Source organism: Lentimicrobium sp. S6 (genome assembly GCF_013166635.1).
Taxonomy (GTDB): Bacteria; Bacteroidota; Bacteroidia; order Bacteroidales; family UBA12170; genus UBA12170.
Window position 1 is genome coordinate 1 of the sequence record NZ_JABKBZ010000181.1, and the last position, 2,081, is coordinate 2,081.

The window sequence follows — 2,081 nt, forward strand, 5'->3', positions numbered from 1 at the left end:
AGTTATTCGATCAAGATTGGGTAGTGTACGCCAAACAAGCTTTTGGTGGACCAAAACAAGTGATCAATTATTTGGGAAGATATACCCACAGAACAGCTATCTCTAATGACAGAATACTTGCTGTTGATGATAAAAAGGTTGTATTCACTTGGACCGATTATAACAAAGACTATCAAAAACAAATATCATCCCCTAAAGGAGAAGACTTTTTACGCTTGTTTTGTCAACATATACTACCTCCTGGATTTACCAGAATAAGGCATTATGGCTTTTTATCAAGCGCTTCTAAACGAAAATCATTGGCCATTATTCGTAGTCATCTAGGGGTATCCTCTTCATCAGAAAGCACTATATTGACTTGGCAAGAGATTGCTTTTAAAAAAATGGGTATACAGCCCGGTATTTGTAAATGCTGTGGCGGTGAAATGCTCATTATTCAAACTTTTACCAATAAGTTTAGAAACAATCATCAAAGAGCTCCTCCGGAAAACACTAAACCTTTGAAAGTAAGTATAAGTATATCAACACAATAAAAGAATATGAGTCATCTTAATGGAAGAATTATGCATCAATCAATCAAAAAATCAGAAATAATCAGAATAACGGCCCTGCTAAAATCAAAAAACAGAAAAGCTCTTGAATACTTCTAAGATTTGCTAGAAAAAAATTGAAAAAAAAATAACTACACAAGAGCTGTGGAGATATCATTGCCCAAATTGATTCCACAATATAAAAGGTAGGCTTTACGGCTTCGTTGCCGGTTTACGTTCAACACACAGCACATATTCAGCCCCTCTTGGCCATAAGTAAATGCTTAGCTCCACGGCTTAGGGCTGAAAACGATGCTTAATTGTTGTAGGCAGTGTTTTATTAATTTTCTTCATTATTTTTCAGGTCACCCATTATTGTCTTTGCCTGAACATAGCCTTCTTCAACTGGCTCACCAAGTATTAGTCTTTCAATTTCGTAGGGTTGTGTTGCAAAGTCTTTATTTTTCTCCAACATCTCATCTACCAATGTCCGCCATTCGATGTACGCACTATCTTTCTTTTGAATTAAAACATCTTGGTAAATTGAAGCCCAAGTTCCCTGCATTCTTTCATCCCATCTGTTTTTTATTGTTGTATAAAACATTGCATTCACATTGTTAATGTTCATTTCTTGTTGAGTCTCGATAAGTTCTTTTCTCAAACCTCTTGCACACATTTCAGCTACATCAAATAATAATTGATAGACGACTAACTCTGTAGAATCCTCTGATAGAATGCAGGAGCAATTTTTGCAGAATATGGGTGCTAAATAAAGTTTATCGTTCCCTGTCCGTTTTTTAATCTTTCTTGACAGATGAGATTTCGGAATATCAACAATACCAAGAAGTTGGATGTTGGCAGACATTTTTAACCCATATTTTTCATTGTATTTAATACAGTCTGCATCTGATTCAGATTGAAAATGTGAGTAGTCAATTTCAGCATTTGGTTGCCAATATAAATTGTCTTTGTCTTCTGTTTCAACTTGATTTTGTGCAATAGCAGAAGATGCGGCAACAATGAATAGTATAAAAATGAATGTCTTAAAGTTCATATGTCTCAAGTCTTTATTTTCGAATCGGATGTTTTTTTTCACATTGCCTACAACGTGAAGCATATGCTTTGTGGCGGACTTTAAAAGACAAATCTTTCTGTCCACACAGATTTATATTTGAAACTAAAATACTCATTTTCATAACGTAACCCGCCATAAAGTATATGTATTGTTGAACTAAACCTCCCCAAAGGGAGGTAGCTTTCGATTTAAATTCGTATTGAATACGTATAAATCTCATGTTTAATAATTTAATAAAATTAAATCATGAGTAAAATTACTATTTATTCTGAAGCCTGCAACAAAGTTGATGGCTTTAGAGCTATGGGAGAAGAGTTCAAACGTAAACTTATTATTAATGGACGATCAAAGTCTACACACGAAAATTATTTACGCCAAATAGCTAAACTGGCACTTTATTACATGAAAAACCCGCTGCATATAGACATGGATGAGCTGGAAGAGTATCTGTATTACCTGATGCAAAAGGATACGGA

The 2,081-nt window shown here is 34.6% G+C and carries 3 protein-coding genes; 2 read left to right on the forward strand and 1 reads right to left on the reverse strand.

The window, feature by feature from the left end:
* The coding region (locus tag HNS40_RS22170; RefSeq protein ID WP_172284896.1) for a transposase at positions 1–533 on the forward strand (533 nt) is incomplete at its 5' end.
* A 337-nt stretch (positions 534–870) separates the two neighbouring features.
* On the opposite strand, the gene HNS40_RS22175 is transcribed toward HNS40_RS22170, so the two are convergent.
* Complete coding sequence (locus HNS40_RS22175) at positions 871–1,584, reverse strand: hypothetical protein (RefSeq protein ID WP_172284897.1); 714 nt, start codon at positions 1,582–1,584, stop codon at positions 871–873.
* Between the two features lie 267 nt (positions 1,585–1,851).
* Here HNS40_RS22175 and HNS40_RS22180 point away from each other — a divergent pair.
* The coding region (locus tag HNS40_RS22180) for a phage integrase N-terminal SAM-like domain-containing protein (RefSeq protein WP_172284755.1) at positions 1,852–2,081 on the forward strand (230 nt) is incomplete at its 3' end.